Below are 25,097 nucleotides of genomic sequence, written 5' to 3' on the forward strand. Positions count from 1 at the left end.
TTCGCACCCATTACGGCTGCTGCGCGGCGGTCAGCGGGCGTTTTTTGCGCCGCAGTTTATCCATCATTAAATAGACCACCGGTGTGGTGTAGAGCGTCAGCAGCTGGCTCATCACCAGGCCGCCCGCGATGGTAATCCCCAGTGGCTGACGCAGTTCGGCACCGTCGCCGCTGCTCAGCACCAGCGGCAGCGCGCCAAACAGTGCCGCCAGCGTGGTCATCATAATCGGCCGGAAGCGCAGCAGGCACGCCTGGAAAATCGCATCCCGCGGGCTGAGCTGGCCGTTACGCTCAGCCTCCAGTGCAAAATCGACCATCATGATGGCGTTCTTTTTCACAATACCAATCAGCAGCAGAATACCGATGAGCGCAATCAGACTGAAGGGCGTATCAAACAGTTCCAGCGCCAGCAACGCCCCGACACCCGCCGAGGGCAGGGTAGAGAGAATGGTCAGCGGATGCACATAGCTCTCGTAAAGGATGCCCAGCACGATATAGACCGCCGCAATCGCTGCCAGCATCAGCCAGAGCTGGCTGCTTTGTGACTGCTGAAACACCTGCGCCGTACCGGCAAAGCTGCCGCGCACGCTGGATGGCACACCAATAGCGGTCATCGTGCGCGCAATCGCTTCTGATGCCTGCGACAGTGATACTCCCTCTGGCAGGTTAAACGAGATAGTCGAGGCGGCCGACAGCCCTTCGTGGTTCACCGAAAGCGGGGCATTCGTGGGTTGCCAGTGGGCGAACCATGACAACGGAATCGCTTTACCGTTGCTGTTTATCACAAACATCTGTGACAGCGCGCTGATATCCTGGGTGTAACGCGGATCGACCTCCATCACCACTTTGTACTGGTTGAGGGGCTGATAGATGGTAGAGATCTGACGCTGACCAAAGGCGTTATTCAGCAGGGCATTGGCCTGTGAGACATCAATGCCAAGCCGCGCCATGCTTTCCCGATCGTAGGTCAGCGCCATCTCGCTGCCTTTATCCTGCTGATCGGAGTTCACATCGGCCAGCTGCGGCAGGGCAGAGAATGCCTCGCGGATTTTCGGCTCCCACGTCCGCAGCGCACCGAGATCGTCCGATAGCAGGGAATATTGATAAGCGGCATTCGATTCCCGACCGCCCGCGCGCAGATCCTGCACCGCATTCAGATAGAGACTGGCACCCGGCTCTTTTGCCAGTTTGGTGCGCAGCCGGGCGATAATTTCGATAGCGCTCTCTTTACGTTCCGACAGCGGCTTCAGCGAGATAAACATGGAGCCGCTGTTCGTCCGCATCCCGCCGGTAAAGCCCACTACGCTTTCTACTGCCGGATCGGCGCCGACAATCTCCATGAAATCCTGCAGCTTGCTGCGCATCGCCTGAAACGAAATGCTCTGGTCGGCAGAGATAAAGCCAGAGAGTCGCCCGGTATCCTGCTCCGGCATAAAGGTTTTCGGGATATGAACAAACAGCCAGCCGGTCAGGGCGATGGTGGCGAAAAACAGCAGCAGCACCCAGCGTGCATGGTTCAGCACCACGCTCAGTGACCGGCCATAGCCCTGCTGGATCGCCATCAGCAGCCGACCCACGCCGCGCTGACGCGGCTGGCTGCGTGGCGCGTGCGGCTTCAGCAGATACGCACACATCACCGGCGTCAGGGTGACAGAAATAAACAGCGAGATAAGAATCGACACCGACAGGGTAATGGAAAACTCAGAGAAGAAGCGGCCAATCAGCCCGCCAATCATCAGCAGCGGCAGGAATACCGCAATCAGCGACAGACTCATCGACAGCACAGTAAAGCCGACTTCACGCACCCCTTTCAGTGCGGCAGCCAGTGGTTTCATGCCCGCTTCTACGTGGCGGGCAATGTTCTCCAGCACCACTATCGCATCATCCACCACAAAGCCGGTGGCAATGGTCAGCGCCATCAGCGACAGATTATTCAGGCTGAAGCCGCACAGGTACATTGCGGCGAAGGTGCCGATCAGCGAAACCGGCACGGCGACGGCGGGGATCAGCGTGGCACGGCCCGAGCGCAGGAAAACAAACACCACCAGAATCACCAGTACCACGGCGATGATCAGCGACTGCTCCACTTCATGCAGCGAGGCGCGAATGGTAGGCGAGCGATCCTGAGCAATCTGCAGATCGATGGCGGCGGGGATCACCTCATGCAGCAGCGGCATTTCGGCGCGGATCCGGTCTACAGTGTCGATGACATTCGCTTCAGGGGTTTTGCGGATCAGCAGCAACACCGCAGGTTTACCGCGCGACATCCCGGCATTGCGCACGTCCTGAACCGAGTCCTCAACGGTTGCTACGTCCGACAGCCTGACCGCTGCGCCATTGTTGTAGTGCACCACCAGCGGCTGATATTCACTGGCGGTCTGCAGCGCGTCGTTGGTTCGCAGCTGCCAGCGCTGTTGCGAATCATCCAGTGCACCCTGTGGCCGCCGCTGATTGGCGTCAGAGATGGCGGTGCGCACCGCATCCAGCGACACGCCCTGATTAAACAGCGCCTGGGGATTCAGCGCCACGCGCACCGCAGGCAGCGAACTGCCGCCTACGGTGACGTCGCCTACGCCCTCAATCTGTGACAGCTTCTGCGCCAGCTGGGTCGAGGCGTAGTCATAGAGCTGTCCCGGATTGTAGGTATCTGAGGTCAGCGTCATGATCATAATCGGCGCATCAGAAGGGTTAACTTTGCGATAGGTCGGACGCGACGGCATCCCGGTCGGCAGCAGGCTTTGCGCCGCATTAATCGCGGCCTGCACATCGCGCGCCGCGCCGTTGATGTCGCGGTCAAAATCAAACACCAGAATGATGCGGGTGCTGCCCAGCGAACTGGTGGAGGTCATTTCACTGACCCCTGCGATGCGTCCCAGCGAGCGTTCCAGCGGCGTGGCTACCGACGACGCCATGATCTCCGGTGAGGCACCCGGCAGGGACGCCGAGATAACGATCACCGGGAAATCGACCTGCGGCAGCGGCGCCACCGGCAGCAGGCGAAAACCCAGTATCCCGGCCAGCGCGATAGCCAGCGTCAGCAGGGTGGTGGCGACGGGCCGATGGATGAACAGGGCAAAGAACTTCACTCTGCGGCCTCCGTGCGGCCAAAACGACGACGCGTAGCGTGCGCCAGGCGATCAAACAGGAGGTAGATCACCGGCGTGGTGAAGAGTGTCAGCACCTGGCTCAGAATCAGGCCGCCGACCATCGCAATCCCCAGCGGATGACGTAGCTCGGCACCGACGCCGGAACTGAGCATCAGCGGCAGCGCGCCGAGCAGGGCGGCCAGTGTGGTCATCAGAATCGGCCGGAAGCGCAGCAGGCAGGCCTGATAGATAGCCTCAACAGGCTTCATGCCCTGTTCACGCTCAGCTGCCAGCGCAAAGTCGATCATCATAATGGCGTTCTTTTTCACGATGCCGATGAGCAGGATGATGCCGATGATCGCCACGATATCCAGCTCATTGCCGCTGAGCATCAGCGCCAGCAGTGCGCCGACACCCGCCGTGGGTAGCGTTGAGAGAATGGTGATTGGGTGAATAAAGCTCTCATAGAGCACACCCAGCACGATGTACATCGCGACAATGGCCGCCACAATCAGCCAGACGGTGCTGCTCAGCGCCGCCTCAAACGCCAGCGTGCTGCCCTGGAACTGTGTCATCAGCTCGGCAGGCATGCCAAGCTGTGCTTCCGCCTGAGACACCGCTTTCACCGCATCTTCCAGCGAATAGCCGTCAGCCACGTTAAAGGAGAAGGTCGCTGAGGGGAACTGGTCGAGATGATTAATGGCGAGCGGTGTGTGACGCTGTTCAATGCGGGCGATGGCGCTCAGCGGTACACTGCCGCCCTCGCTGCTGTTAAGGCGAATGCCCTCCAGGCTCGCCAGCCCCGGTGTGGCGCTATTGTCCTGCTCGAGCACCACACGATACTGATTCGCCTGGGTGTAGATGGTGGAGATGAGCCGCTGACCAAACGCGTTGTAAAGCGCGTTATCGACGTCAGCCATGCTGATGCCGAGGCGGCTGGCGCTGTCGCGGTCAACGTTGACATAGGCTTCCAGTCCCTGATCCTGCCAGTCACTGCTGACATCGCGCAGCTGTGGCAGGGTGCTGAGTCGGGTCAGCAACGCCGGAACCCAGGTACTGAGCGATGACAGTGAACCCGACTGGAGCGTGAACTGGTAGGGCGTACGGCTCGCCTGAGTATCAATGGTGAGATCCTGCACCGCCTGCAGCCACAGCTGCACGCCCGGTAACTGGCTGACCTGCTGCTGAAGGCGCTGCTGAATGGCCGGAATGCGGTCTTCGCGTTGATCCAGCGGCTTGAGGTTGATCTGCAGCCGCGCATTGTTCAGCGAGGCATTGGTGCCATCCACGCCAACAAACGAGGTCATGCTCTCCACCGCCGGATCTTTCATGATGATGGAGGCAACGTCGCGGGTGCGCTGCGCCATGCTGGCGTAGGAGACCGACTGCGGTGCCTGCAGCGTACCCTGAATAATGCTGTTGTCCTGCTGCGGGAAAAAGCCTTTGGGGATCACCATCCACAGCAGCAGTGTCAGCACCAGGGTGCCAAGTGCGACCGACAGCGTCAGCCAGGGATGATTCAGCACCCGTTTCAGACCCCGGCCATAGGCGGCCACGATACGATCAAACATCGCTTCGCTGGCACGCGAAAAGCGGTTCTGTTTGCGCAGCGACTCTGCACTGAGCATCCGGGCACACATCATCGGCGTCAGAGTCAGTGAGACCACCGCGGAAATCAGAATCGCCACTGCCAGCGTGACCGCAAATTCCCGGAACAGGCGGCCAATGACGTCGCCCATAAACAGCAGCGGGATCAGCACGGCAATCAGCGAAAAGGTGAGGGAGATAATGGTAAAGCCGATCTCGCCGGCACCTTTCAGCGCGGCAGTCAGCGGCTTTTCCCCTTTTTCGATGTAGCGCGAGATGTTCTCAATCACCACGATGGCATCATCGACCACAAAGCCAGTGGCAATGGTCAGCGCCATCAGCGTCAGGTTATTAATTGAAAAGCCCAGGAAGTACATTGCCGCAAAGGTGCCAATCAGCGACAGCGGCACTGCCACGGCCGGGATCAGCGTGGCGGGCACGTTGCGCAGGAACAGATAGATAATCATCACCACCAGCGCCATTGCCAGTATCAGCTCAAACTGCGTGTCGTTGACTGAGGCGCGAATATTGGTGGTACGATCGGTAAGCAGTTTTACGTCTACCGACTTCGGCAGAGCAGCGGTCAGTGCGGGCAACATGGCGCGGATGTTATCTGCCGTGGCGATAATATTGGCGCCAGGCTGACGCTGAACGTTGAGCACAATCGCTGCATCGCGGTTAGCCCAGGCACCGAGCCAGCTGTTTTCGGCACCCTGTTCGATGGTCGCCACATCACCCAGACGCACCGGCGCACCATTTTTGTAGCTGATAATCAACTGGCGATAATCTTCCGCAGACTTCATCTGGTCATTGGCTGACAGGGTGATAGAGCGGGTCGGGCCATCCAGGCTGCCTTTAGCCGAATTGACGTTGGCATTGCTGATCGCGGTTCGCACCGTTTCGCTGGTCAGACCTAATGCCGCCAGCGCCTGTGCATTCATTTTTACCCGCACCGCCGGACGCTGACCGCCTGAAAGAGTGACCAGCCCGACACCACTGACCTGCGAAATTTTCTGAGCGACACGCGTTTCTACCATGTCCTGAACCTGCGTCAGCGGCATGCTGCGCGTAGTCACAGCCAGCGTCATGATCGGCGGGTCGGCAGGATTGACTTTGCTGTAGACCGGCGGATTGGGCAGGTCGTCTGGCAGCAGGTTAGTGGCAGAGTTAATGGCTGCCTGCACCTCCTGCTCGGCCACATCCAGCGGCAGCGTCAGCTGAAACTGCAGCGTCACCACCGAGGCTCCGCCAGCGCTTTGCGACGCCATCTGTTTCAGACCCGACATCTGACCAAACTGACGCTCAAGCGGGGCGGTAATGGAAGAGGTGACCACATCCGGGCTGGCACCCGGATAGAGCGTGACCACCTGGATGGTCGGATAGTCGACTTCCGGCAGCGCCGAGACCGGCAGAAAGCGGTAGCCCAGCACACCGGCCAGCAAAATCGCAATCATCAACAGCGTCGTGGCGACCGGACGCAGAATAAACTGGCGTGACGGCCCGCCACTGTGATCGGGAGGCATGACCTGCATTACTCACGCTCTCCTTTTGACGGCAGAGTGGCGCGGGTGGCGCGCGGTGCGTTGCTCTGCGGCGCGACTATCTCTACTTTCGCGCCTTCGGTCAGGCGATCCAGACCATCGGTCACCACGCGTTCGCCTGCCTCCAGACCGGCGCTGACCACCACTTTCTCACTATCCTGCAGTCCAGCCACCACACTTTTCTTGCTGACCTTGTTGTCACTGTTCACCACCCAGACAAAGTGGCCCTCGTTGCCCATCTGCAACGCAGCAGGCGGGATCACAACCGCATCCTGCAGGGTGTTGACCTTGAGTCGCACATTCACGAACTGATTGGGAAACAGCGTGTCGTCCTGATTATCAAACCGCGCTTTAATTTTGATGGTGCCGGTGGTGACATCAATCTGGTTATCGAGGCTCAGCAGTTTGCCGCTGGCGATCAGATTCTGATTACTGCGATCCCAGGCCTCCACCAGCAGTGACTGGCCGCTTTTCTGCGCCGTGAGAATGGCGCTGATGCTGTTCTCCGCCAGGGTAAAGACCACATCAATCGGATGCGTCTGGGTGATCACCACGATGCCGGTGGTGTCACCGCTGGTGACGTAGTTACCGACATCCACCTGTTTCAGGCCGACACGACCCGCAATCGGCGCGGTGATGCGGCTGTAAGTCAGATTAAGCTGCGCACTGGCGACACCCCCTTCATCGGCTTTCAGGGTGCCGAGCGTTTCGCTGACCAGTGAGCGCTGGGTATCCAGCTCCTGTTGCGACACCAGAGAGGTTTTTGCCAGCTTCTCGAAGCGCGCCAGGTCGCGACGGGCGTTGGCCAGCGTCGCCTGATCTTTCGCCAGCTGGCCCTGAGCCTGGGTTAACGCCACCTGATAAGGCCGTGGGTCGACTTCTGCCAGCAGATCGCCCGCGTTGACCTGCTGGCCTTCAGTGAAGTGGATCGCCAGTAAATCGCCATTGACCCGGCTGCGTACCGTGGCCGTGTTCGCGGCCGTCACCGTACCCAGCCCGCTGAGGTATTGCGGCACGCTCTGACGGGTGGCGGTCGCAGCCTGCACCGGCGCGAGTGGCCGACGAGCACCGTCTCCGCCTTTGCCGCCATGTGGCGCGGGCGAATCTGTCTGGCTACTGCTCTGCGGCTGGGCGTGGCGCTGCCAGGCATAGTAGCCTCCCGTGGCCACAGCGATCAGGGCCAGCACGATCAGGGTTTTTTTCATAACAGGATGTCGGGTGCTCATGATTGTTGATGCTCTCCAGCAGTGACGTAGTCCCAGGCGCAGGCATCAAATGGGGAGCCTGCAAACGACAGAGTGTAGTCGCCTCTGACAGGCAGAAATTGAAGGAAATAAGGAATATCTGTCAGGGTCAGGTAATTATGCCTGTTCTTACATTAATCGCAGCACAATCGTCATAAAGCCGTGAAATCACTTTGCTATGCTGAGAGACAGGCAGTTTTTGAGGCAAATAAGGAGCAGATAATGAGTCAGAATCAAACCCGGCAGTTGGGTGACAGTGGTATTACGGTGCCGTTACTGACGTTTGGCGGCAATGTGTTTGGCTGGACAGTGGATCAATCCACCTCGTTCTCTCTGCTGGATGCGCTGGTGGAGCGAGGGCTGTGGTTTATCGATACCGCCGACGTCTATTCCCGCTGGGCACCGGGTAATAAAGGCGGGGAGTCAGAAACAATTATGGGTGAGTGGCTGAAGAAAAGCGGCAAACGCGACCAGATTGTGCTGGCAACCAAAGTTGGTATGGAGCTGTCTCCGGAGAAGACCGGGCTGAAACCGCAATATATCCGTCAGGCGGTCGAAGATTCACTGCGCCGGTTACAGACCGATTATATCGACCTCTATCAGGCGCACCGTGACGATCAGGATACGCCACTGGCGGAAACGCTGAGCGCCTTTGACAGCCTTATCCGCGAGGGAAAAGTGCGGGCCATTGGCGCATCGAATTACAGCGGGGCGCGGCTGCAGGAGGCGTTGAAGGTCAGTGAGTCGCAGGGGCTGGCGCGGTACGAAACCCTGCAGCCGGAATATAATCTGTATGACCGCCAGCCTTATGAGGCTGAGCTGGAGCCGGTGGTCAGAGCGCACGGCTTAGGCGTTATCAACTACTATTCTCTTGCCAGCGGTTTTCTCAGTGGCAAATACCGCGATGCAGCAGATGCCGGTAAAAGCGCACGGGGCCAGGGCGTGGTTGAGAAGTATCTTAACCCACGCGGTTTGCGGATTCTGGATGCGCTGGACGTGATCAGTGAAGCGCATCAGGTGACGCCGACTCAGGTGGCCCTGGCATGGCTGATTGCCCGTCCCGGTATCACCGCCCCGATTGTCAGTGCGACTTCGCTTAAACAGCTCGACGATCTGACGGGTGCAATGCATCTGACGCTCACCCCGGCGCAGATTGATCAGCTGAATCAGGCAAGCCGTTAATTAAAGGGGGCGCTGGTGCCCCCTTTAACGTTGTGCCTGTTAAAAGAACGCATCTCTGCTCAGAGAATAACCGTTCAGAGATCCCGATCACACTTGCTTTAATAAACGGATGTTACGGGTAATGGTGCGCACATTTTTATAAAAAACAGAGGCTATCCAGCACTATCCTCTGCGCGTCACTTTCCTTAACGCATAAGAATAAGCAAGATGAAAAACAGAAAAGCCCCTGTCTTTTCCGCTGCCCGTGTGGCATCCGGTACCCTGATTCTGGCCATGTTTTCCTCACAGGCGCTCGCCGCTGACGCCCTGAGTCCGGACTCCGAATGGATGTTTGGTGACTGGGGCGGCTACCGAACGCAATTGCAGGATGACGGCATTAAGTTTGACGTTAACTACACCCTGGAGAGCGCCGCTAACTTAGGCGGCGGTGCAAATACCAACACCACCATGCGCTACAGCGATCAGTGGACGTTTGGGACCAATTTTGATTTGCAGAAGCTGCTGGACTGGCAGGATGCCGAGTTCCAGATGACCGTGACCAGTCGAAACGGACAGAATCTGTCTGATCAGGTCGCCGATCAACGCACCGGGATGCTCTCCTCGGTGCAGGAGGTTTATGGTCGCGGCCAGACCTGGCGTCTGACGCAGTTCTGGTTGCGCAAAGGGCTGTTTAACGATGTGGTCGATCTGAAAGCCGGACGCGTGACGGTGGGAGAAGACTTCGATAACTTCGACGGCAATCTGTTCCAGAACCTGGCGCTGGGCAGCGGGCAGGCGGGGAACTGGCGCGGAGACCGCTGGTTCAACTGGCCGGTATCGCAGTGGGGCGGTCGGGTTAAGTTCAATATCAGCCCGGACGTCTTCTTCCAGGTCGGTTTCTATAATCAGAATCGCGCTAACTACGATCGCGGTGATGGCTTCCGTCTGGATACCAGCAATTCCGAGGGCAATCTGGTGCCGGTCGAACTGGGCTGGAAACCGACCTTCGGGCCGGAGAAATTACCGGGTAATTACCGCATCGGTTATTACTATTCGTCGGTGGATGGCGATGTCTACGGCAGCTGGCGTAATGGCGGCTATCAGGATCAGGCGCATTCCTATGGTGGCTATCTGCTGTTACAGCAACAGCTGACCGCGCAGGATGGCGATGTGAATCGCGGTCTGGGCGTGCGTGTTCAGGCAGTGATGAACGATCACAAGACCTCGAAGACCGACAACTACCAGTCTATCGCCTTTACCTGGACAGGACCGTTTGATGCCCGTCCTCAGGATGAGATCGGCGTGGGCGCGTCGCGAATTCATGTGAACAGCGACTATACCCGCTCACTGCGTCAGCAGAACCAGGCTAATGGTGAGAGCCGCTTTGACAGCCCGACCTATCTGCCGATTCAGGAAGGTTCAGAGTACAACTATGAGGTTTACTACAACGCTAAAGTAACTAACTGGATGTCACTGCGACCTAACCTGCAGTATGTGGTTGCGCCAGGGGCGGTGAGCGAAGTGAAGGATGCATTTATCGGTGGTATCAGCGCCAATATCGCCTTCTGATTCTTAATAAAAACAGCACCTGAACAGACGACTCTCAGACGTAAAGCGATGGGAGCATACGCCAGTAGCAAAGCATAGCGGGCCAGGGATGGCCCGCGCTGAGCCCGCCATGGATGGCGGGTTTTGCGTCTTTGCGAAAGGCGTATGCTCCCTGAGCCTGCTCTCTGTTATCCGCAAACAAAAACGACACCCTCAGGTGTCGTTTTGGGTATTACAGTGCCAGCCTAGCGGAACATCACTTCCGCCCAGCGGGCCAGCCCTGCGGTGACGGAGGCGAAATCATCGCCGCCTGCAATCGGCGTGTCCGGCAGCGTCTGCTGCAGTGCCGCGCGCAGTAACGGTGAACGCGCACTGCCGCCGGTCAGGTAGATAACATCCGGTTTAATCTGGCTGGTGGCTAAAGCCAGCTGCACCTGCTCCAGAATTTTCTCCAGCGGCTGACTGATGGCATCCTGCAGCTGCTCCACACCAATTTCTGTCTCTAAAGCAGCGGCAATAAAGTCGAGAGAGGCGGTATGCGCCGGGCTGGCTGACAGCGCAATCTTGCTCTCTTCCGCTGCCCGCACCAGGCGATAACTGAGCTTCTGCTGCCACACTTTCAGCAGGCGAGCGACCACATCACCCTGTTCCGCATCCCGCACTAAATCCCGCAGCCACTTTCCGCAGGCCGGACTGTAGAAATCGCTCTGCGCCGGAACATCGTTAATGGCGATGGCGTTCCACCACGGCAGGGCAGGCAGGGCGGTGCCTTTCTGGGTATTACCACCCAGACCGAGTAACGGCATCAGGGTCTTAAACGTCAGCATAATATCCAGGTCGTTTCCGCCGACGCGGCAACCGCTATGGCCCAACAGGCTTTCGCGACGGTCCGCCTTATCACGCCACTTTGGTCCCATCAGCAACATCGAGCAGTCGGTGGTACCGCCGCCGATATCCACCACCAGCACCCGTGTCTCCTGCTTCAGCGTCGCTTCAAAATCGAGTCCCGCAGCCACCGGCTCAAACTGAAACTCCACGTCGCGGAATCCGGCACGATGCGCGGCCCGCAGCAGGATGCCTTCAGCCTGCTGGTTAGACTCTTCGCTGCCTAAGCCCTGGAAGTTTACCGGTCGTCCGATCACTGCCTGATCGATAGTGTGATCAAGCTGGCTTTCGCCCTGCTGGCGGATGTGCAGCATCATGGCGCAGACCAGATCTTCAAACAGAGCGATCTGTTGTGGCTTAAGACCAGTGGCACCGAGGAAGGATTTGGGGGATTTAACGAACCAGACATCTTCAGGATCGACCATATAGTGCTGCAGAGCGGTAAGGCCAAACTGCACACTATTGGGCTGGACGTCGATATCTTCTTCGCGGTTGTAACGTAGTGCACGCTGCAGCAGCGCCGTGGTTTCGCTGTCCGGTGTCGCCACCTGATGATGACGATAGAGCCATTCGCTGATCGACTCGCGGGTCGGCGCACAGATCATCGACGGCAACAGGCGCTGATCATTTTCCAGCGTTAACAGACGTGGCGTGCCATTTTCGCTGACTGCAATAGAACAGTTAGCCGTGCCGTAATCGAATCCTATGAACATTTTCGCCCCCATGCCGGAAAAAAGGGGGCGACTTTAGCGCAGCTTCAGCAGGGTAGCAAGCGGGCAACGAGGGAATTAACGTATGGCGAAGATGCGATCTTCAGCCAGTGAGCGCAACGGCTGACGTTCAGCCACGGCACTGCCCCAGACACCATCGACATTCAGGTTTGCCAGCGTACTCAACAAAGCAGGCACCGTAACCGGACCGGCAAGCACCGAAATATTGCGCTGCGTTGCCTGGCCCTGAATGATGGTCAGCAGCATCTCATCCATCAGATTATTGTGAACATTGGTGACCAGCTCCGGTGCCAGCAACAGATAATCGACCACCTCGTCACTCAACAGATTAAAGGCATCCAGGTTACGGCCAAAATTATGCAATACGATGCGGCAGCCACACTGACGCAGTTGCAGCAGCGCGGCATAGCACTGGTCACCCTTGCTCAGCACACTGGCGGCAGGGAAAGCGAAACCACAGTGGCTTTCGGAAAGACCGGCGGCGACAAAGCGCTGACAGAGCTGCTGCACAAAGGCGGCATCATTCAGTAGCTCAGCATTGAGCGGCAGAATCACCGGAATGCCTTTTTGATTTAGCTTTTCCACATCGTGGCGGAAAAAAGCCTCAAGAATATTGTTATCGAGACGGCGTCTCAGTAGCGTCTCATCGGGCAGGTTATTGCGCAGCAGCGTCTCATCTAACAGCAACCCGTCTGCGGTTAACAGCTGCACATCAAGCAGCCAGATAAAAGCCGACTGCGGCGTGTTTGGCGGCGCAACGGCCCAGGCGGGCAGTTCGATCTGCAGCGCATCAATCATTGCAGCATCCATATTCTGATGCGTGCCCGGCAGCGGTAAGCGATGCTGTTCGTAAATCATCAGTCGCCCGCGTCCGCTACGTTTGGCGTTGTAACAGGCGATATCCGCCTGCGAAAGCACGTCGCTGCTTTGACAGTTTTCTGGCGAAATCTGTGTCACACCGGCGCTGGCGCCCACATGATAGAGGCGACCCAGCCACTGAAAACGGTAATCGTTTACTGCGGCGACAATGCGTTGCACCACGTCATGTGCCTGATCGACATCGCAATCGGGCATCAGCAGCGCAAACTCATCGCCACCCAGTCGGGCCAGGAAATCGCTGCTGCGCAGATGATGCTGCATCAGATCGGAGAGTTCGCGCAGGAGCGCATCGCCAGCAGCATGACCCGCGCTGTCGTTGACGGCTTTAAACTTGTCGAGGTCGATAAACACCAGCACATGCTGATGCTGATGTTCAGCGGCATCAAACAGCAGACGCTTAAGCTGAAGCTCAAAGCTGGCCCGGTTAGGCAGGCGCGTCAGGGTGTCATGCAGCGCGCTGTAGCTCAGGCGCTTCATCAGCTTGCGTGACTCACTCACATCCTGAATGACCATGACGGCACCCTGTTCCAGACCGGCTTCCGAACGCAGTGGCGTGATGCTGTAGTGAATGTCGATGTGACCGCCATCCGGGGTGTGCAGCACCAGATCATCCGCCAGGCTGGGGGTGATTTTTTCCGGCGGCAGCTGGCATAACAGCAGATTCTCTACCTCGGGGCCGTTACGCCCCTGAGTAATGTGCAGCAGCTCACTCAGCGACTGGCCAGCGGCCTGCTCCTGTGACAAGCCACTCATCTTCTCCGCTACCGGGTTCATAAAGGCTACGCGCATCTCTTTGTCGGTGCTGATCACCGCTTCGCCGATCGAATCCAGGGTGATGGCCATGCGCTCCTTCTCCTGAAACAGCGCTTCATTCAGCTTGCGGAGCGGCGTGATGTCCTGGCAGATGCCCAGCATGCGCTCAATCCGACCTTCTTTACTCAGTAGCCGGTTAGCCTGGGTACGAACCCAGCGCTGCCCCTCGGCATTGACCACGCGATACTCCATATGAAAAGCGCTGCGCAGCTCAATTGCCTGCTGCACTGTCAGCGCGACGTGTTCGCGATCGGCGGGATGCAGCAAATGGATCCAAAGGTCATAGCTGGGCGACTCATGAGGAGCAAGGCTAAACAGGGCGTACATGCGTTTGTCCCATAACATCTCACCGGTCAGCAGGTTCCATTCCCAGACACCGATGCCCCCCGCTTCGTTGGCCAGCGTAATGCGCTCCATCAGCCTGCGATTCACCTGCTCGCTCTGCTTCAGCTCAGAGATATCGATAATCTGCGCAATAAAGTACAGCGGCGCCTGGCTGCCATCGCGGACCAGCGACACCGTCAGTCTTGCCCAGACAATCTCACCATCTTTACGGAAATAACGCTTCTCTAAGGTATAGGTATCGATCTCCCCCTCCAGCAACCGATTCGCATGTTGCAGGTCAAGGCTGAGATCGTCGGGATGGGTAATCTGTTGAAAATTCATTCGCTTGAGCTCCTCGTCGGGGTAGCCCAGAATCTGGCACAGCGAACGGTTGACCTGCAGCCATTTGCCCTGCGGTGCGACCAGCGCCATGCCGATCGCAGAGTACTCCATAGCGTGACGGAAGCGGGTTTCGCTGTCGGTAATGTGGAGCTTTTCACGCCGGAACGCATCCATCACCAGCGACATAATGTGGCTGGGGATCAATACCAGCAGAAACGGCAACCAGCTGGAGACCGGTCCCAGCACGGTGTTGTTGTTAACCACACTGACCAGGTCAACGGCGAGCAGAACCGAGATAAAACTGGCGTTAATAAAGAACAGTACAAATGCCTGCAGTTTGGGCAGGCGGACCGCGCACCAGAAAAGGATCACCACAATAAAGGTAAAAGGCCACGGCAAAAAGCGCAGCGCCAGATAACTGGCCCCGAGGGTGAGCAGCAGTGTCAGCAGGGATTCGGCCAGGTGCAGATCGCTGAAATGCGAGCGACGAAGCGGCCAGGGCAGAAGCAGCAACATCGGACCTAACACCAGCATGCCGATGATCTCGGAGATCACCCAGGTATAAAAGAAGGGAAACGACGCGTGACCGCTGACCTGCAGTGTCCAGAGCGCCAGCAGACCGCCGAGCACCGGCGTGACAATGCCCACCGACAGCACCATCCTGGCCCAGTCGCTGAGCGAATTCAGCGGAGCACGCCGATCCAGCAGGACGCGCAGCAGCATGCCACCCACACTAGCCTGGATAAGATTGAGCAGGGCGAATTTAATATTTGAGAGGGCCGGCCCGATCATGATGGCGTTAGCCCCGGCGGTGCCCAGCACGCAGGCGGTCAGCAGCAGCGGTAACTGTCGTGACGGACAGCGGAAAACGACCACGGTCATTAAGGTGGTCGGGAACCAGAGCGGGGAGATTTTCCCGCTGACGACGATCAGTTCAAGACAGAACAGGGTCAGGATAAACACGACGCAGCCAATGATCAGCGCTGAGAGCCAGCGGTTTGGCGAACTATTTTGCGGGGACAGGATCTCTATCGTCATGCGGACTTCCGGCAGGGTGCGACGCTCCGCAACGGCGAATCAGGCACCAGTCATTCTCTGACTGAATGCTAGCACATCCGGCAAAGAAAAACGGGGTGAAATCAATATTGCCCGTTATTCGGTGAATTGACGGGCAGGCTAAGATTGATTGCCAGTATGTTGATTACTGACGAAAAAGGTCGGCGCGGGTATAAGGCTTCTCCATCCCGGCGAGGCTGGCAGAGAAACGTTCCAGGAACTGCTGCGTGGTGGCAACACGACCATGACCCATCAATACAAACGGCACTAACAGCGCAGCGCCGACCTGCGGCCAGCTGAAGCCTTTGAGTGAGGTGCGGCGCTGAGAGATCAGAAACGCGGTGCTCAGCATGAAGCCCAGCAACAGACCGGTGACAACTTCACTTTTTGAGTGCGCGTGAATCACCAGGCGCGAGAAACCGACCATCAGCGGAATCAGGTAACCGACGCCGATCGCCGCAATGCGCCACCTGGCCGACCATCGCCCGGAAATCAGCCACAGCATCACTGGCCACAGCGTGGCGGACATGGCGCTATGACCGCTGAACCCGGTAAAATTAAAGCGTGCACTGCCGATGCCAAACCCCAGGAACAGAATTTTAGAGAGGCTGACGGTGAGGCCAGCCAGGCCAAAGGCCAGAATCCAGTAAAAGACCGTATGACGATTGTCACTTTTCCACGGCAAAATCAGCGCAATAATTACCGCTGTCGGAATCAACAGCATGCTGTCGCCAAAATAGGTCAAAGTCTTCCAGTGCATACCACTCCTGATGCATCATTCGGTCGGAACGTTTGCGACACGCGTTGTCTGAACAGCGCGCCGCGCAGGCCATTTTTTTTATAGTATGGTGTGCCGTTAGTTTATCGGTGAAATGAGTGGCGTCCAAAGGAGAAAGTCTGAAAAGACAGCCGCGCCATTTTTCTGGCATCAAAAGGCCGAAATCCCTATACTTAGCGCGAACACACCCTCTCCATTTCGGCCCGTCCGCTGCCCGCGTAATGTGTGACCAGTGGCAGGCTCCAGTTATCAGGTCTTAAAAAAGTATGACTGACAAGTCTCATCAGTGCGTGATTGTAGGCATTGCCGGCGCTTCCGCATCCGGTAAAAGTTTAATTGCCAGCACGCTCTATCGTGAAATCCGTGATCAGGTAGGTGACGAGCACATCGGGGTTATCCCGGAAGATGCTTATTACAAAGATCAAAGTCACCTCACCATGGAAGAGAGGGTTAAAACCAATTATGACCATCCCAGTGCGATGGATCATGATTTGCTGTTGCAGCACCTGCAGGCGGTGAAAGCCGGGCAGGATATTGAGCTGCCGGTCTACAGCTATGTGGAACACACCCGCACCCAGCAAACGCAATACCTGAAGGCAAAAAAGGTCATTATCCTTGAAGGCATCCTGCTGTTAACCGATGCCCGTCTGCGCCAGGAACTCAACTTCTCTATCTTCGTGGACACGCCGCTCGACATCTGTCTGATGCGCCGTATGAAACGTGACGTCAATGAGCGTGGCCGCTCAATGGATTCGGTGATGAGCCAGTATCAGAAGACCGTGCGTCCGATGTTCCTGCAATTTATCGAGCCATCAAAACAGTACGCCGATATCATTGTGCCGCGCGGCGGAAAAAACCGTATTGCCATCGATATCCTCAAGGCGAAAATTAACCAGTTTTTTGAATAACGCACGTCCGTCGGGACGTGGTGCAGACCGGCGGCAGCTACGCTCTCGCTGGTTCGCTACACTTATGTCATGGAGTTCCCGCAATGAGATTATGCGATCGCGATATTGAAGCCTGGCTGGACAATGGCAAACTGGCCATCGAGCCACGCCCGCCGGTCGAGCGCATTAATGGGGCCACCGTCGATGTGCGCCTGGGTAATCAGTTCCGCACCTTTAGCGGCCACACCGCGGCCTTTATCGATCTGAGTGGCCCGAAACAGGAAGTGAGCGCGGCACTCGATCGGGTCATGAGTGATGAGATCGTGCTGCCTGATGGTGAAGCCTTTTTCCTCCATCCGGGTGAGCTGGCGCTGGCGGTCACCCTGGAGTCCGTGACGCTGCCGGATGATCTGGTGGGCTGGCTGGATGGACGCTCATCGCTGGCACGACTGGGTTTGATGGTTCACGTAACAGCCCACCGCATTGATCCTGGCTGGCAGGGGCGTATCGTGCTGGAGTTCTACAATTCAGGTAAACTGCCGCTTGCTCTGCGTCCCGGCATGTTGATTGGTGCGCTAAGTTTTGAACCCCTTTCCGGCCCGGCTGCGCGTCCTTACAACCGGCGTGAAGATGCGAAATATCGCGGTCAGCAGGGCGCTGATGCCAGCCGTATCGATAAAGACTGATTTGAGGATGTAATGAAAAGAGTGATAACCACGCTGGCCATCCTTTTAGTGGTGGTCGTAACGGGAATGAGCGCGCTGGTGCTGCTGGTCAATCCCAACGACTTTCGTGCCTATATGGTGCGAGAGGTCGAACAACGCAGTGGTTATCACCTTGAGGTCAGCAGCGATCTGCGCTGGCACGTCTGGCCACAGCTCAGTATCCTGGCTGGCCGGATGAGTCTCACTGCGCCGGGTGCCAGTCAGCCGCTGGTTTCAGCGGAAAACATGCGGCTCGATGTCGATCTCTGGCCACTGTTATCCCATCAGCTCAGCGTCAGCCAGGTGTTGCTGAAAAACGCGATAGTGCGGGTAACGCCTGATAGCAGCGCGCAGCGCGCCAGAAATGCCCCGCAGGGGCCACGTGATGCGGAGCCGACAACACCGTCTGCCGGCTGGTCATTTGATATTGCTAAACTGCGCGTAGCCGACAGTCTGCTGATCTGGCAACAACCCGGTGGTGACGAATATAATTTCCGCGACCTCAACATTAATATGGAACAGGACGCGAATAAGCTGGCGACACTGTCGCTGAGCACCACGCTGATGCGCAACCAGCGTAACGCCATGCTGAATCTCAAAGGGCAGCTCGATGCCGCGCAATATCCGCATCATCTCAGCGGCCAGTTGCAGCAGCTTGACTACACCTTATCCGGCGCCGATATTCCGGCTCAGGGCATTAAAGGATCGCTGAGCCTGCAGGGCGAATGGAGTGGCGATCGCCAGCAGTTCTCCTTCAGCAATCTGCAGCTTACCGCCAATGACAGCACACTGACCGGGCAGGGCAGTGGGCATATTGCGCCGCCGCAACAGCTGGCGCTGGACCTGAAAGCCAGCAATCTGAACCTTGATAATTTACTCACCAGTGCGCCTGTCTCTGAGGCACCTGGCGTGCAGCACGCCACTGTGGCGCGTTCACCGGTGATTGCTGCGCCACGCGAACGCACTAATGCGGACTCTCCGCTCAATGATATGGACCTGGCCCTGAAGCTGAATGCGGATACTGCGTTATGGCGCGGACTCTCAATGACCCATTTCGCCGTAAACGCCAGCAACCAGCGGGGACTCATGACGCTGAATACCCTCAGCGGTAAACTGGGTAATGGCACTTTCTCGGTGCCTGGCAGTATCGATATTCGTCAGCCTGAGACGCGGGTCAGCCTGAAACCACAACTCCGGTTAATTGCCATTCAGCCGCTGCTAAAAGCGTTTGAGCTGCCAGAAAGTCTGCAGGGCAATCTGAGCGTCGACGGCGAACTGTCGGGCAATACTCTGACGGTTGAAGCGGCGAAGCGCAGCTGGCAGGGCAGGGCGACCATCAGCGCCAGTAACCTGAAGCTGGCACAGCTTAATCTGCAGCAGATGGTGCAGCGTGCCGTAGCGCGGGTCAGCGATAAAGTCAGCAGCCAGGAAGCCGTCGATGAAGGTATTGAGTCGATCAGCGGTCAGGTCGCGCTGAATAAAGGTGTGCTGAGCTTCAGCGATATCAATGGCAACGGTCAGAATCTGGGCCTGCAGGGTGCGGGCAAAGTCGATATGGTGCAGCAGCAGCTGGATGTGACGCTGGGCCTGAAAATCAGTGGCTGGCATGGCGATGACGCGCTGGTGAAAGCGCTCTCGGATCAGCCTATTCCGCTGCGCATGTATGGCGACTGGAACAGCCTGCAATACTCCCTGCCGGTAGATGACGTTCTGCGTAATCGCCTGCAGAGTGAGGCGAAGTCACGGCTGAATCAGTGGATCGATCGCCAGCAAGAGGGCGGGAACAAAGAGAACCTGAAGAAAATCATGCGCCCGTAGCGGGCGCATGACCTCATTGAGGGTAATGGCTTAAACCTCGTCATCCCCCTCGGGCTGCAGCAGGATTTCAACCTTCTGAACCCGATGATTTTCGACCTGCAGGGTTCGCAGCAGATAATCACCCAGTTGCAACACTTCGCCTTCCTGCGGAATGTGTTGCAGTTTATCCATCAGTAATCCAGCCAGCGTATGATAGTCACGCTGTTCATCCAGCGGTAATTTCACATGGAGCGCCAGATCTTCCAATGGCATATGACCATTGGCAATCCAGTGGCCTTCACCCTGAATCTGAATATCGTAACGTGCATCGATCTCTCCCGCCTCATTCGGCAGATTGCCGGCGATGGTTTCCATCACATCGCTCAGCGTCACCACGCCTTCCACTGAACCAAACTCATCCACTACAAAAGCGAAGTGAGTGTGGGCCTGACGGAACTGTTCCAGCGCCTGCAGCAGCGTCAGTCGCTCAGGAAAGACCAGCGGCTGCCGAATCAGGGCGCGTAAATCGAGCGAATTATGATGTAGCGACTGATGGAGCAGATCGATAACGTGCACCACGCCCAGCGGTTCGCTGGAGTTTTCGGTTATCAGGATGCGTGTGTGCTGGTTGCGGTCAAGGCGCGACATGATTTCTGTCGGATCATCACTGAGGTCGATATGGTCGACGTCGTGGCGTGAGGTCATGATGCTATTAACGTGACGCTGACCCATGCCCAGTACGCGGGCAATCATGACGCGCTCCTGCCGGTTAAACAGCATACTGGCATCGCTGTCCGCGATCAGTGATGATGTTTTCGCATCCAGTTCTGCCGGTTCCGCCGTGCCACGTAGCATCCGTAACACCGCTTCGGCCGTGCGCTGGCGCAGCGGACGTCCTGCTGATAGCACGCGACGACGATTGAAGTGCGCCAGCTGGTTCAGCGCTTCAATCACAACCGAGAAACCGATCGCCGCGTAGAGATACCCTTTGGGGATCACAAAGCCAAAGCCTTCCGCCACCAGACTGAAACCAATCATCAACAGGAAACTTAAGCAGAGGATCACTATGGTAGGGTGTTTGTTCACGAAACGGGTTAACGGTTTGCTGGCGAGCAGCATCAGCAGAATAGCAATGGTGACCGCAATCATCATGACCGGTAAATCATTCACCATGCCGACAGCGGTAATGACCGCATCCAGTGAGAAGATGGCATCCAGAACCACGATTTGCGCCACCACCGGCCAGAATTTAGCGCCGCCTTTTTGTTGACCGGACGCCTCATCATGTCCTTCAAGGCGCGCGTTCAGCTCTGTGGTGGCCTTAAAAAGCAGGAAAATCCCGCCCGACAGCAGCAATAAATCACGCGCACTGAAGGAATGTCCCCCCAGTGTCATCCAGGGTTCTTTCAGCGTAACCAGCCAGGAAAGCGATGCCAGCAGCAATAATCGGCACAATAATGCCAGCAGCAGCCCGATCACGCGCGCGCGGTCCCGAAGTGGCCCTGGAAGCTTCTCCACCAGGATGGCAATAAAAATGAGATTGTCGATGCCTAAAACCAGTTCCAGAACGATTAGCGTGACTAATCCCGCCCATAGCGAGGGATCTGCAATTACCTCCAGCATGTCTTGTTCACCTGAATATCTAAAATTGAGTTTTCTCTGATGATAGTGGAGTGCGAAGCCACGTACAAATGGCAGCTCAGGTGAGTTTTGACCTGAACCTGGCGATATTTCGTGCGAAATGTGAACATATCATTATGACGCTTTGATTAACTTCAGAGGGAGCAGGGGAGAGTATTCTGAGTCAATTTCTATCATGAATGAGATATTCACCTGCCGCGCTTATGCGATTTATCTCATCCGGAGTATGGCATTAATCCTAATTTTGAAGAAAGCATTGCACTGGCTGTCAGGCATCAATACTAATCGCTGGTAGTCTTTTTCCTAAAATAGTCCAGGGATAGCGGGACCTGCTTGTAAACAAGCCAGTAATAACTAGTATAGCAACAAGTTAGCAAACTCTGCCCCAGAGTCGTAATTCGCGTACCTATTCGACATTAATCGCAATGTGACGAATCCGTAATTCGTCGATGTACGACTGTGTGATGCAATGCGGTTATGTCATTGCATTTTGGGGAGCACTATGAATGATGACAGCGATATTGGCAGCGACAGCCAAGGGCGGTAGCGTGCCCGAATCGCGTTTTTGTTGATAAAGTGAGCATCGCTGGCGGGGGTTAAGTCAGAGTAATCTGTTGGTAATTATCACAATATTACTGGTTTCATGGTTAAGATCATTGGCGTAAACGCCGCAGGAGCTCCCCTTAGAAACGGCTCAGTCTGGAGAGGTTTCATCGCTTAATGATTAAACAGGCGATAGCCGTTGCGGGTTTAAGGAAATAAAATAAAAGAGTTAAATATGCGCGATACAGAATTTACGTTTAAAAGTCTTATTACCAAATTAATGCTGGCATGTTCAGACTTAATTTGTTTCAACGCAGCATTATTTCTGGCGATGATGCTAATTAATCTTCACTCGGGTTCGCCGCTGGCAGATATTTCTGAAAAAGAAATGAATCTGCAAATTGCAACGCACATCTGTCTGTCAATAATTTGTATTGGCTGGTTTTGGGTAAGGCTTCGTCACTATACTTACCGCAAACCTTTCTGGTTCGAATTAAAAGAAGTTTTTCGTACCATTCTTATATTTTCTATCATCGACCTGTCGATTACCGCACTGTCACAGTGGCAGATGTCGCGCTTCGTCTGGTTACTGACCTGGATTCTGGCACTGATCTTAATTCCGACCTGCCGCGCGCTGTCTAAACGTCTGCTGAATAAAAAAGGGCTGTGGAAGAAACAGACCATTATTATCGGCAGCAGCAAAAATGCGCACGAAGCCTGGCAGGCACTGCAAAGTGAAGAGGTCATGGGTTTTGACGTTATCGCCTTCTACGACGTTGACAGAACCTGTCCGCAGGAGATCATGAACGGTGTGCCGGTGCTGCGCGACGAGCAGGAGCTCTGGAGCCTGACCAATAGCGAAACCCAGTTCATTGTGGCCGTGGAGTATGAGCAGAGTCAGTACCGTGATGTCTGGCTTAAATCGCTGGCGATGCACAACTGCCGTTCAGTCTCTGTCATCCCGACCCTGCGTGGTGTGCCGCTTTACGGTACCGATATGGCTTATATCTTCAGCCACGAAGTGATGATTCTGCGGGTTCAGAATAACCTGGCGAAACGCACCTCGCGTTTCCTGAAGCGGGCATTCGATATCGTGGGTGCGTTCTCGATTATCCTGATGCTGATGCCAGCACTGCTGGTGCTGGGCTTCCTGGTGGGCCGGGATGGTGGACCACCGATTTATGGTCATGAGCGTGTGGGAATGAATGGCCGTAAATTTAAATGCCTGAAATTCCGCTCAATGGTCATTAATTCTAAAGAAGTGCTGGAAGAGGTGTTGCGCACCGATCCCGTTGCCCGTGCGGAATGGGATAAAGATTTCAAACTCAAAAATGATCCACGTATTACAAAAGTGGGTCACTTCATCCGTAAAACAAGCCTCGATGAGCTCCCGCAGCTCTGGAACGTGGTGCGCGGTGATATGAGTCTGGTTGGACCTCGTCCGGTCATTGAAGATGAACTCTGTCGTTATGCTGGTGATGTTGATTATTACCTGATGGCTAAGCCAGGCATGACGGGATTGTGGCAGGTCAGCGGTCGTAATGACGTTGACTATGAAACCCGCGTCTATTTCGACTCGTGGTACGTGAAAAACTGGTCACTGTGGAATGACATCGCCATTCTGTTTAAAACAGTGGGCGTAGTGTTAAAACGCGACGGTGCCTATTAATCGTGAGTCGAAATGAGCGTGCTAACGCGCGCTCAGAGGTGTTTTGCCGTTGTCAGGCGTGTCGTTAATAGTGACCATCATCAGGGATATCGCAGTGCACCCATAGTCCGCTATGATGCCAGGCGTTCCAGGTAGACCCTGATAGATGGCCACGACTTATAACAAGTGGAGCAAGGATAATGAACGACAGGTTCAGAGCTTAAGGCTGACGTCAGCCAGGATTTACTTTTTGTTGGACGCTTACACAGCGGCGGTTTCGCCTCTATCAATAAATAACTGATAGCGAAGATCTAAATGATTACAATCAAAATGAAATTGATACCCTTGCTGGTATCCGCCACATTCCTTGTCGGGTGTACGATCGAACCCGGTTCTCGCCTTTCTACATCAGGAAAAGATGTCGTCGAGCAGCAGGATAGCAACTTTGACATCGACAAATATGTCAACGTCTTCCCGTTAACGCCGTCACTGGTTGAGAAGATGCGTCCTAAGCCACTGGTGGCTCAGACCAATCCTTCACTGCAGAACGAAATTCAGAACTACGAATACCGTATCGGTGTGGGCGATGTCCTGACCGTGACGGTCTGGGATCACCCGGAACTGACGACCCCAGCAGGTCAGTACCGTAGCGCCAGCGACACCGGTAACTGGGTGCATTCTGATGGCACCATCTTCTATCCCTACATTGGCCGTGTCCGTGTAGCGGGCCGTACCGTCGGCGAAGTGCGTGACGAAGTGTCGCGTCGTCTGGCTCAGTACATTGAAAGCCCACAGGTTGATGTCAGCATCGCCTCGTTCAAATCGCAGAAAACCTATGTTACGGGTTCCGTCACGACGTCAGGTCAGCAGCCAATCACCAACGTACCGTTGACGGTACTGGATGCGATCAACGCCGCGGGCGGTCTGGCCCCTGATGCTGACTGGCGTAACGTCGTGCTGACGCACAACGGTCGTGAGCAGCGCGTCTCTCTGCAGGCACTGATGCAGAACGGCGACCTGAGCCAGAACCACCTCCTCTATCCAGGCGATATTCTTTACGTTCCGCGTAACGACGATCTGAAAATCTTCGTGATGGGTGAAGTTAAGCAGCAGACAACCCTGAAAATGGACCGTAGCGGCATGACGCTGGCGGAAGCGCTGGGCAATGCGGCAGGCATAGATCAGACTACCTCTGACGCCACCGGTGTCTTCGTTATCCGTCCACTGCACGGCACCGATCGCAGCAAGATTGCCAACATCTATCAGTTGAATACCAAAGATGCGGCATCCATGGTGATGGGAACTGATTTCCAGCTTCAGCCTTATGACATTGTATATGTCACCTCTACACCGCTGACGCGCTGGAACCGTGTGATTTCGCAACTGATACCAACCATTGCAGGTATCAACGATGCGACTCAGGCCGCACAGCGTATCCGCAACTGGTCGAACTAAGGTCTGACCATGATTACGTCCGTGTTAGTCGTTTGCATTGGCAACATCTGCCGCTCTCCCACCGGAGAGCGCCTGTTTAAACGTGCGTTGCCCGATTTAGATGTTCGCTCTGCTGGCCTGGGGGCGCTGGTCGGCCACCCGGCCGACAGGATGGCATCAGAAGTCGCGGCTGCACAGGGTCTGTCGCTGGAAGGGCATCAGGCGCAGCAGCTGACATCCGAAATGTGTCGTCGCGCTGACCTGATTCTGGTCATGGAAAAGCGACACATTGAACAGGTCAACCGCATCGACCCGGCCGCACGTGGCAAAACCATGTTGCTTGGGCACTGGCTCAATCAGAAAGAAATTGCGGATCCGTACAGAAAAAGCCGTGAGGCCTTTGAAGAGATTTACGGATTACTGGAAAACGCTACCCAGAAGTGGGTCAACGTATTAAGCCGATAGTTGG

At 56.0% G+C, this 25,097-nt stretch carries 15 protein-coding genes; 8 read left to right on the forward strand and 7 right to left on the reverse strand.

Features of this window, described 5'->3' with window-relative positions; translation table 11 throughout:
• Positions 1 to 10: 10 nt before the first annotated feature.
• From mdtC to ACR8BF_RS06840, 3 genes are read right to left on the reverse strand one after another with little or no spacing between them, the layout of a single operon-like run.
• Positions 11 to 3,085 carry a multidrug efflux RND transporter permease subunit MdtC gene (gene mdtC, locus ACR8BF_RS06830; protein ID WP_292992164.1) on the reverse strand — a complete coding sequence of 1,025 codons (3,075 nt, stop codon included), beginning with the start codon at positions 3,083 to 3,085 and terminating at the stop codon, positions 11 to 13.
• Positions 3,082 to 6,204, reverse strand: coding sequence for an MdtB/MuxB family multidrug efflux RND transporter permease subunit (locus ACR8BF_RS06835; RefSeq protein ID WP_434745758.1), 3,123 nt, complete (start codon positions 6,202 to 6,204; stop codon positions 3,082 to 3,084). The genes mdtC and ACR8BF_RS06835 overlap by 4 nt, the downstream gene beginning before the upstream one ends.
• Positions 6,204 to 7,439: an MdtA/MuxA family multidrug efflux RND transporter periplasmic adaptor subunit gene (locus ACR8BF_RS06840; RefSeq protein WP_434745759.1), complete on the reverse strand. Its 1,236-nt coding sequence runs from the start codon at positions 7,437 to 7,439 to the stop codon at positions 6,204 to 6,206. The genes ACR8BF_RS06835 and ACR8BF_RS06840 overlap by 1 nt, the downstream gene beginning before the upstream one ends.
• Before the next feature lie 240 nt (positions 7,440 to 7,679).
• On the opposite strand from ACR8BF_RS06840, the gene ACR8BF_RS06845 reads away from it, so the two are divergent.
• Both ACR8BF_RS06845 and ACR8BF_RS06850 read left to right on the forward strand, forming a co-directional pair.
• Positions 7,680 to 8,639, forward strand: a complete 960-nt coding sequence (locus ACR8BF_RS06845; RefSeq protein ID WP_434745760.1) for an aldo/keto reductase — start codon at positions 7,680 to 7,682, stop codon at positions 8,637 to 8,639.
• Between the two features lie 207 nt (positions 8,640 to 8,846).
• Positions 8,847 to 10,187 carry a carbohydrate porin gene (locus tag ACR8BF_RS06850; RefSeq protein ID WP_179895305.1) on the forward strand — a complete coding sequence of 447 codons (1,341 nt, stop codon included), beginning with the start codon at positions 8,847 to 8,849 and terminating at the stop codon, positions 10,185 to 10,187.
• Between the two features lie 224 nt (positions 10,188 to 10,411).
• On the opposite strand, the gene yegD is transcribed toward ACR8BF_RS06850, so the two are convergent.
• From yegD to ACR8BF_RS06865, 3 genes are all read right to left on the reverse strand, one after another.
• Complete coding sequence (gene yegD, locus ACR8BF_RS06855; RefSeq protein ID WP_179895306.1) at positions 10,412 to 11,764, reverse strand: molecular chaperone; 1,353 nt, start codon at positions 11,762 to 11,764, stop codon at positions 10,412 to 10,414.
• A 75-nt stretch (positions 11,765 to 11,839) separates the two neighbouring features.
• Positions 11,840 to 15,178: a diguanylate cyclase gene (locus tag ACR8BF_RS06860; protein ID WP_434745761.1), complete on the reverse strand. Its 3,339-nt coding sequence runs from the start codon at positions 15,176 to 15,178 to the stop codon at positions 11,840 to 11,842.
• A 163-nt stretch (positions 15,179 to 15,341) separates the two neighbouring features.
• Positions 15,342 to 15,956: a phosphatase PAP2 family protein gene (locus tag ACR8BF_RS06865; protein ID WP_313700453.1), complete on the reverse strand. Its 615-nt coding sequence runs from the start codon at positions 15,954 to 15,956 to the stop codon at positions 15,342 to 15,344.
• Between the two features lie 284 nt (positions 15,957 to 16,240).
• On the opposite strand from ACR8BF_RS06865, the gene udk reads away from it, so the two are divergent.
• The 3 genes from udk (at position 16,241) to asmA (ending at position 19,383) form a co-directional block, all read left to right on the forward strand.
• Positions 16,241 to 16,882, forward strand: coding sequence for a uridine kinase (gene udk / locus ACR8BF_RS06870; protein ID WP_179895309.1), 642 nt, complete (start codon positions 16,241 to 16,243; stop codon positions 16,880 to 16,882).
• A gap of 83 nt (positions 16,883 to 16,965) precedes the next feature.
• On the forward strand, positions 16,966 to 17,547 hold the full coding sequence (gene dcd, locus ACR8BF_RS06875; RefSeq protein WP_004571280.1) for a dCTP deaminase: 582 nt from the start codon (positions 16,966 to 16,968) through the stop codon (positions 17,545 to 17,547).
• A 12-nt stretch (positions 17,548 to 17,559) separates the two neighbouring features.
• The gene (gene asmA, locus ACR8BF_RS06880; protein WP_434745762.1) at positions 17,560 to 19,383 is read left to right on the forward strand and encodes an outer membrane assembly protein AsmA; all 1,824 of its coding nucleotides are present in this window, start codon (positions 17,560 to 17,562) and stop codon (positions 19,381 to 19,383) included.
• Between the two features lie 30 nt (positions 19,384 to 19,413).
• Here the strand turns inward: asmA and ACR8BF_RS06885 are convergent, their stop codons facing one another.
• Positions 19,414 to 20,985, reverse strand: coding sequence for a TerC family protein (locus ACR8BF_RS06885; RefSeq protein WP_434745763.1), 1,572 nt, complete (start codon positions 20,983 to 20,985; stop codon positions 19,414 to 19,416).
• Between the two features lie 796 nt (positions 20,986 to 21,781).
• Here ACR8BF_RS06885 and wbaP point away from each other — a divergent pair.
• From wbaP to ACR8BF_RS06900, 3 genes are all read left to right on the forward strand, one after another.
• The gene (gene wbaP / locus ACR8BF_RS06890) at positions 21,782 to 23,215 is read left to right on the forward strand and encodes an undecaprenyl-phosphate galactose phosphotransferase WbaP (RefSeq protein ID WP_179895312.1); all 1,434 of its coding nucleotides are present in this window, start codon (positions 21,782 to 21,784) and stop codon (positions 23,213 to 23,215) included.
• Positions 23,216 to 23,509: 294 nt separating this feature from the next.
• Positions 23,510 to 24,649, forward strand: coding sequence for a polysaccharide export protein (locus ACR8BF_RS06895; protein WP_179895313.1), 1,140 nt, complete (start codon positions 23,510 to 23,512; stop codon positions 24,647 to 24,649).
• A 9-nt stretch (positions 24,650 to 24,658) separates the two neighbouring features.
• Positions 24,659 to 25,093, forward strand: coding sequence for a protein tyrosine phosphatase (locus tag ACR8BF_RS06900; RefSeq protein ID WP_136198042.1), 435 nt, complete (start codon positions 24,659 to 24,661; stop codon positions 25,091 to 25,093).
• The last annotated feature ends 4 nt before the right edge of the window (positions 25,094 to 25,097 follow it).

This window comes from Candidatus Pantoea rara (genome assembly GCF_051136265.1).
Taxonomy (GTDB): Bacteria; Pseudomonadota; Gammaproteobacteria; order Enterobacterales; family Enterobacteriaceae; genus Pantoea; species Pantoea rara.